This window comes from Labrys sp. WJW, assembly GCF_001676615.1.
GTDB classification, from domain to species: Bacteria; Pseudomonadota; Alphaproteobacteria; order Rhizobiales; family Labraceae; genus Labrys; species Labrys sedimenti.
In genome coordinates, this window is sequence record NZ_LYXZ01000024.1 from 20,751 (window position 1) to 27,322 (window position 6,572).

7 protein-coding genes and 1 pseudogene are annotated in these 6,572 nt (G+C 65.4%); 7 read left to right on the forward strand and 1 reads right to left on the reverse strand.

Annotation, left to right across the window (positions count from 1 at the left end; translation table 11 throughout):
• Positions 1-37: 37 nt before the first annotated feature.
• From BA190_RS16705 to BA190_RS16735, 7 genes are all read left to right on the forward strand, one after another.
• Positions 38-835 carry a transporter substrate-binding domain-containing protein gene (locus BA190_RS16705; protein ID WP_068289741.1) on the forward strand — a complete coding sequence of 266 codons (798 nt, stop codon included), beginning with the start codon at positions 38-40 and terminating at the stop codon, positions 833-835.
• 90 nt (positions 836-925) lie between these two features.
• Positions 926-1,624, forward strand: a complete 699-nt coding sequence (locus BA190_RS16710; protein ID WP_082979794.1) for an ABC transporter permease — start codon at positions 926-928, stop codon at positions 1,622-1,624.
• On the forward strand, positions 1,621-2,352 hold the full coding sequence (locus tag BA190_RS16715) for an ABC transporter permease (RefSeq protein WP_068289747.1): 732 nt from the start codon (positions 1,621-1,623) through the stop codon (positions 2,350-2,352). The genes BA190_RS16710 and BA190_RS16715 overlap by 4 nt, the downstream gene beginning before the upstream one ends.
• On the forward strand, positions 2,339-3,148 hold the full coding sequence (locus BA190_RS16720) for an inositol monophosphatase family protein (RefSeq protein ID WP_068289750.1): 810 nt from the start codon (positions 2,339-2,341) through the stop codon (positions 3,146-3,148). Before BA190_RS16715 ends, BA190_RS16720 begins: the two co-directional genes overlap by 14 nt.
• Before the next feature lie 22 nt (positions 3,149-3,170).
• Positions 3,171-4,436, forward strand: coding sequence for a cysteine desulfurase-like protein (locus tag BA190_RS16725; RefSeq protein ID WP_068289751.1), 1,266 nt, complete (start codon positions 3,171-3,173; stop codon positions 4,434-4,436).
• A gap of 16 nt (positions 4,437-4,452) precedes the next feature.
• Positions 4,453-5,562 carry an aminotransferase class I/II-fold pyridoxal phosphate-dependent enzyme gene (locus BA190_RS16730; RefSeq protein ID WP_068289752.1) on the forward strand — a complete coding sequence of 370 codons (1,110 nt, stop codon included), beginning with the start codon at positions 4,453-4,455 and terminating at the stop codon, positions 5,560-5,562.
• Between the two features lie 11 nt (positions 5,563-5,573).
• On the forward strand, positions 5,574-6,020 hold the full coding sequence (locus BA190_RS16735) for an NUDIX hydrolase (protein WP_068289753.1): 447 nt from the start codon (positions 5,574-5,576) through the stop codon (positions 6,018-6,020).
• A gap of 243 nt (positions 6,021-6,263) precedes the next feature.
• Here the strand turns inward: BA190_RS16735 and glmM are convergent.
• Positions 6,264-6,572: pseudogene (gene glmM / locus BA190_RS16740) on the reverse strand (phosphoglucosamine mutase); the annotation flags it as partial.

The following is a 6,572-nucleotide window of genomic DNA, read 5'->3' on the forward strand; positions in this document are numbered from 1 at the left end:
GACATCCAGAACTTCGAGAACAATGGAGGGGAATTCCATGAAGAAGATCACCGTGCTCATGGCTGCCGGCGCCCTTGCCTGCCTGGCGACCATGGCCCAGGCCCGCGAGCTCAGGGTCGGCAGCGAATGCACCTATCCGCCTTTCAACTTCAAGGATGCCAGCGGCACGCTGCAGGGTTTCGACGTCGACGTCGCCCGGGAAGTGGGCAAGCGCATCGGCGCCGATATCAGTTTCGTCTGCCAGCCCTTCGACTCGCTGATCCCGGCGCTGATGGCCGGCAAGTTCGACCTCTTGGCCGCCAGCATGTCGATCACCGCCGAGCGCAAGAAGAGCATCGAGTTCAGCCTGCCCTACCGTTCCTCCACCGCCCGCTTCATCGCGGCCAAGGGCACCGACCTCGCGCCGCTCACGGCCGACGGCAAGGCCAATCCGGACGGAATCAAGGGCAAGGCGATCGCCATCCAGCGCTCGTCGACCTATGAGAAATACATGCGCGAGAAGTTCCCCGATGCGGACATCGTGCTCTACGACACCGTCGACAACATGCTGCTGGATCTCACGTCCAAGCGCGTCGATCTCGTCTTCGCCGGGCCGATCAAGCTGGCCCAGGACTTCCTCGATAAGCCGCGCGGCAAGGACTATGCCTTTGTCGGCCCCGAGATCAACGACGTCGAGTTCTTCGGCCCCGGCGTCGGCATCGGCCTGAGGAAGGACGATCCCAAGCTGCGCGACGAGGTCGACGGCGCCCTGAAGGCAATGTTCGCCGACGGCGCCTTCAAGGCCATCAACGACAAATACTGGTCGTTCAGCGTGCTGCCGGCCGCAACCCAGTAAGCGCGATCCGAGCAGCCGATACCGGGGGCGACCGAGGCGCCTCCGGTTCGTCCCGCTCTCTTCCAATCCCGCCGCCGGAGCGTGTTGGCCATGGATTTCTTCTTGGGCTGGGGGACGCAGATCGCCTTCGGCTTGCTGGTGACCATCGAGGTCGCCGTGCTCTCGCTGCTGCTCGGCTTCGTCTGGGCCATGCTGGGGGCGCTCGCGCAATTGTCCTCGAACGCCTTCCTGCGCGGCCTGGGCCGGAGTTTTGCCGTGGTCGTGCGCGGCACGCCCGAACTCCTGATCATCCTCATCGTCTATTTCGGCGGCACCGTCGCGCTCACCGCCCTGATGAAGGCGATCCGCCCCGATGCCGCCTATGTCGAGATTCCGGCGTTGCCGGCCGGCGTCTTCGCGCTCAGCCTGGTCTTCGGCGGCTATGCCTCCGAGGTGCTGCGCGGCGCCTTCCTGGCTCTCCCGAAAGGCGAGGTCGAAGCCGCCCAGGCCTTCGGCATGTCGTCCCTGACCAGCTTCATCCATATCCGCCTGCCCCTGATGTGGCGCTACGCCCTGCCGGGCCTCGGCAACAACTGGATCTCCCTGATCAAGGACACCTCGCTGATCTCGATCGTCGGCCTGGAGGAGATCATGCGCGTCAGCTCCATGGCGACCTCCGTGGCCGGAGACCCCTTCCGTTTCTACGTCATCGCCGCCTTCGCCTATCTCATTCTGACCATCGTCAACACTTCGGCGGTGGACGCCCTCGAGCGCTGGGCCGCGCGCGGCGAAAGGAAGCTCGCGCAATGAATCTCGATCTCATGCTCGAAAGCCTGCCGGCCCTGCTCAAGGGCACGGCGATCACGCTGCAGCTCCTGGCCGCTTCCCTGGTCTGCGGCATGCTCATCGCCGTTCCGGTGGCAATCCTGCGCATCAACGGCAATGGCGTGGTGCGCCTGATCCTGCATTGCTACATCTATTTCTTCCGTGGCACGCCGCTGCTGGTCCAGATCTTCCTGGTCTATTACGGCCTTGCCCAGTTCGAGGTGGTACGCGACAGCGCCCTCTGGCCCTATCTGCGCCAAGCCTCTGTCTGCGCCATCCTTACCTTCAGCCTGAACACCGCGGCCTATACCGCCTATATCCTGCGCGGCGCGATCCAGGCCGTGCCGGCCGGCGAGATCGAAGCGGCCCGGGCCTGCGGCATGTCGACCACCCTTGCCTATCGCACCATCATCCTGCCGCACGCCTTCCGCCTGGCTTTGCCGGCCTATGGCAACGAAGTCGTCAGCATGCTGAAGTCGACCTCCCTCGCCAGCACGATCACCGTGATGGAGCTCACCGGCGTCGCCAACACCATCGTGGCGCGCACCTTCGCGCCCTATGAGCTCTTCATCACCGCTGCGCTGATCTATCTCGCCATCACCTATGTCCTCACCTCAGGCCTGCGTGCGCTCGAGCACCGGCTGAGCCGGCACAGGCGCCCCCTCGTCCAGTCGCGTACCAACCTTTCCGAAAGCTCCCATGCAACGACCTGACCTCGAATCCTTCGCCGGCTTCGCCGATTCCCTCGCCGATGCCAGCGGCGCCATCATCCGCGAGGCCCTGGCCAATCAGCGCGATTTCCTCACCAAGGATGACGCCAGCCCGGTCACCGAGATCGACCGGCGGGTGGAGGCCCGGCTGCGCGAAGAGATCGCGCAGCACTATCCGGGGCACGGCATTCTCGGCGAGGAATTCGAATCGGCCGGCCTCGATGCCGAATGGGTCTGGGTGATCGACCCCATCGACGGCACCAAGGCCTTCATCACCGGCATCCCCACCTTCGGCACTTTGGTCGCCCTCGCTCATCGCGGCGTGCCGGTGCTCGGCGTGATCGACAATCCCGTCACGCGCGAGCGCTGGATCGGCGCCGACGGCGTTCCCAGTACGCTGAACGGCAAGCCGATCCGAACACGCGCCTGCACCGAACTGACAAACGCCATCCTCGCAAACGGCAATCCCGAGCCTTTCGACGCCGCCGAACGGGCCGCCTTCCAGGACCTGCGCAGCCAGACCCGCTGGTGCGTCTATGGCGGCGGCTGCCATGCCTATGGCCGCGTCGCCGACGGCGCGCTCGACATCAGCACCGATGGCGGCCTCGACGCCTTCGATTATTGCGCGCTGGCGCCCATCGTCCGCAACGCCGGCGGGGCCATCAGCACCTGGCAGGGCGAGGAACTGACCATCCGCTCCGGCCGCCAGGCCATCGCCGCCAGCGCCACGCCCGCCCTGCACGAACAGGTGCTCGCCTGCCTGGCCACGCAGGCGCCCGTCCAGCGCGCTAGCCGCTGACGCTGGCGGAAAGGATCTGACCATGACCACAACCACTTGGGACATCGAAGCCGTCCGGTCTACTTTCCCGGCGCTTTCGCTTCGCGACGACGGCAAGCCGCGCATCTATCTCGACGCGCCCGGCGGGTCGCAGGTTCCCCGCCGCGTCGTCGACGCGATGACGCGGGTGCTTGTCGACAGCTGCGCCAATGAAGGCGGCGCCTTCCGGACGTCGCAGGACAGCGACCGCATCCTCGCCGAGGCGTATCAGGCTGCCGGGGCTTTCCTGGGCGCCGCCGCGGACGAGATCGTGTTCGGGCTCAACAGCACCTCGCTGCTCTTCCACTTCTCGCGCATGGTGGCGCGCGACTGGCGGGCCGGCGACGAGATCGTCCTCACGCGCATGGACCATGACGGCAATGTCGGCCCCTGGCTGATCGCCGCCGAGGAGCGCGGCGTCACCGTCCGCTGGCTCGATTTCGACCCCGAGACCTTCGAATATCGCTACGAAGCACTCGACCGGCTGATCGGGCCGCGTACCCGGCTGGTGGCCTGCAACCATGCCAGCAACATGTTCGGCACCATCAACGACGTCGCCCGCATCGTGGCTGCCGGCAAGGCGGTCGGCGCGGTGACCATGGTGGACGCCGTACAGTCCGCCCCGCACATCCCGGTCGACGTCAAGGCGATCGGCTGCGACCTCCTCGCCTGCTCGGCCTACAAGTTCTTCGGCCCCCATGCCGGCCTGCTCTATATCAGCGCCGAGCTGCGCGACCGCCTGGTCCCCCTCAAGGTCCGCCCCGCCTCCAGCGATATGCCCTGGCGCCTCGCGCCGGGCACGGCCTCCTTCGAGACTCTGGCCGGCACGCAGGCCGCCATCGAGCACATGGCCTGGCTTGGCGAGGCCTTTGGCGGCGTGGGAACGAGCCAGCCACTTCGGGCCCGGATCGTGGCCGGCCTGCAGGCCGCCACGGCCTATGAAGCCGGTCTGATGGACCGGTTCCTCGCCGGCCTCGCTGATATCGATGGGCTCAAGCTCTTCGGCATCGCCAGCCGCAACCGGCTCGATGCCCGCGTGCCGACCTTCAGCTTCCGCCTGGAAGGCCGGACACCGCAGGCGACCATGGAGCACCTGGCTGCCCACAACATCTTCGGCTGGGCCGGCGATTTCTACGCCCATGAAGCGTCTGGCGCGCTCGGCCTGCGCGAGACCGGCGGCGTCGCCCGCCTCGGCCTGTCGCACTACACCAGCATGGCCGAAATCGACGCCACTCTCGAAGCGCTCGCCCGCTTCGCGGCCAAATCCTGAGCGGGAGGAAGCAGCGATGAAATATGCCCGCATGGTGATCGAGAAGGAGGCTCCGGAGGAATATGGCTATGACCGTATCCGCTACAACCTCTCCGAAAGCTCGGTCCGCGACAGGAAACTCTCCGATTTCGGCCTCTCGGTTCCCGATCTCACACTGTTCTATGGCGAGCATCGCGGCGAGGAGCGCCTGCGCCGCATGATCGCTTCGCAGGCCGAAGGGCTCTCGCCCAACGACGTGCTCGTCACCGCGGGCGCAGCCGGCGCCCTCTTCATCATCGCGACCACGCTGCTATCGCCGAGCGACCATCTGGTGGTGGTCAGGCCCAATTACGCCACCAATATCGAGACACCGCGCGCCATCGGCTGCGCCATCACCTATGTCGACCTCGATTTCGACAAGGGCTTCGCACTCGACCTCGCCAAGGTGGCGCAGGCCATCAGGCCGCAGACCCGCTATGTCAGCGTGACCTGCCCGCACAATCCGACCGGCACCATGCTGAGCCGCGCCGATCTCGATGGGCTGATCGCCCTGGTTGAACGGGCGGGCTGCAAACTGCTGGTCGACGAGACCTATGGCGACCTCAGCCATGGCGGGATCCTGCCGATGGCGGCCTCGCTCAGCCCTAGCGTCATCAGCGTCTCCTCGCTTTCCAAGGCCTATGGCGTGCCAGGCATCCGCATTGGCTGGATGGTCACCCGCGATCCCCAGCTCTATGAGCGGTTCCTCGCCGCCAAGGAGCAGATCGGCATCTGCGGCAGCGTGGTGGACGAATGGGTCGCCGGCAGCGTGCTCGAGCAGCGTGGCCCTTTCCTGAAGGAGCAGGCCAAGCTGATCGCCGAACGCCTTGCCATCATGCGCGACTGGATCGCCGGCGATCCCAAGCTCGAATGGGTCGAGCCCAAGGGCGGCGTGGTCTGCTTCCCGCGCTTTCGCCATCAGGCCGGCTTCGACTTCGACGCCTTCTACAGGGATCTGCTGGAAAGCTTCGGCACCTATGTCGGTCCCGGCCACTGGTTCGAGATGCCGCGCAACCATCTGCGCATCGGCTTTGCCTATCCGCTCGAGGACGAGCTGAAACAGGGCCTGGCGCAGATTTCGGCGGCCATCCGCAAGCACGGCGCCTGAACGGGGCGAAGATGGCGAAACTCAAGGCCAGGGATCAGAAGGCTCTGACGAGCGGCACCCCGCTTCGGCAGGTCGCCGCCCTGCCCTTTCGCCGGCGCAAGGGTGGTGGCATCGAGGTGCTGGTGCTCACCTCGCGCCAGACGCGCCGCTTCATCATTCCCAAAGGCTGGGCCGAAGGTCCCAAGACCTGGAAATGGGCCGAGCGGGAGGCTCTGGAGGAAGCCGGCATCCTCGGCAAGATCAAGCGCAAGCCGATCGGCCAGTATCGCTACTGGAAGCGCTTCAAGAGCCATTTCGGCATGGTGGAGGTGGATGTCTATCCGCTCAAGGTCGAGAACGAACTCGACAGCTGGCCCGAGGAAACCCAGCGCCTGCGAAGATGGCTGTCTGCCGAGGAAGCCGCCCTGTTGATCGACGAGCCGCAGCTCGTCTCGCTCATCCGTAAATTCGCACGCTGAGAGGGTTGCGTTGGTCCATTCTGACTTTGCGCCCATGCAAAGCTGAATTGCCAAACCGCACACCTTGGCAACCATGAGAGCGTCTCGCAATTGGCGGGAAACCACAAAAAGTCACAAGGGCACGTCGAAAAAATAGTTGGAGCAAAGCGCAGTTACACCTGAACACGCTTTGCTCCAACCGATGGAAGTCTGCCTGACGATAATACTTTAATGGGCGGATCTCAGGATCCGCCCACCGAAAGCCTATGCGGCCGCCTTGGTGATGGCGTCGATCACCTCGTCCACGGCGGTCTCGACATTGGCACGATCGTCGGCCTCGGCCATGACGCGGATGACCGGTTCGGTGCCGGAGGGACGGATGACCAGGCGACCGCCATCGCCGAGCTGTTTGCGCGCACCCTCGATCACGGCAGCAACCTTGGGGTCGTCCAGGACCTTGCGGCGGCGAATACGTACATTCTTGAGGATCTGCGGCAGCGGGTCGAAGCGGTGGCAGACCTCGCTGACCGGGCGATCGGCCTTCTTGAGCACCGCCAGCACCTGCAGGGCGGC

Bases quoted from the DNA above. Each gene is read 5' to 3' on its own strand.
- BA190_RS16705 (WP_068289741.1), top strand. From the start codon at position 38: ATGAAGAAGATCACCGTGCTCATGGCTGCCGGCGCCCTTGCCTGCCTG.
- BA190_RS16720 (WP_068289750.1), top strand. From the start codon at position 2,339: ATGCAACGACCTGACCTCGAATCCTTCGCCGGCTTCGCCGATTCCCTC.
- BA190_RS16710 (WP_082979794.1), top strand. From the start codon at position 926: ATGGATTTCTTCTTGGGCTGGGGGACGCAGATCGCCTTCGGCTTGCTG.
- BA190_RS16735 (WP_068289753.1), top strand. From the start codon at position 5,574: ATGGCGAAACTCAAGGCCAGGGATCAGAAGGCTCTGACGAGCGGCACC.
- BA190_RS16715 (WP_068289747.1), top strand. From the start codon at position 1,621: ATGAATCTCGATCTCATGCTCGAAAGCCTGCCGGCCCTGCTCAAGGGC.
- BA190_RS16725 (WP_068289751.1), top strand. From the start codon at position 3,171: ATGACCACAACCACTTGGGACATCGAAGCCGTCCGGTCTACTTTCCCG.
- BA190_RS16730 (WP_068289752.1), top strand. From the start codon at position 4,453: ATGAAATATGCCCGCATGGTGATCGAGAAGGAGGCTCCGGAGGAATAT.